The 216-nt window shown below is 70.8% G+C and carries 1 protein-coding gene; it reads right to left on the bottom strand.

What is annotated here, in order from left to right:
• Positions 1–216: helix-turn-helix domain-containing protein (locus tag KUM44_RS47870; protein WP_217215177.1), on the bottom strand; the 216-nt coding region annotated here is incomplete at both ends.

Genomic DNA, 216 nt, shown 5'->3' with positions numbered 1-216 from the left:
CAGGTCTGGTCCGGCCAGCCGTGCGCCACCGGCCCTTTGGCAAGCTCCTGCTCCAGCACGGCGAACAGCTCGTCACTGAGCAGCGGCAAGGACGCCGGCCCCTTCGAGGCCAGGGCTTTCGGCCCGTCCTGCGACCAAGCCTTGCGCCAGCGCTGTACCGACCGGACGCTGACCCGCAGGTCGTGCGCGATGACCGCGTTCTCGTCGCCCTGGGAG

This window comes from Streptomyces sp. AC550_RSS872 (assembly GCF_019049285.1).
GTDB lineage: Bacteria > Actinomycetota > Actinomycetes > Streptomycetales > Streptomycetaceae > Streptomyces.
Note: the sequence above shows the minus strand (reverse complement) of the source record. Positions and strands in the feature narration are given on the sequence as shown.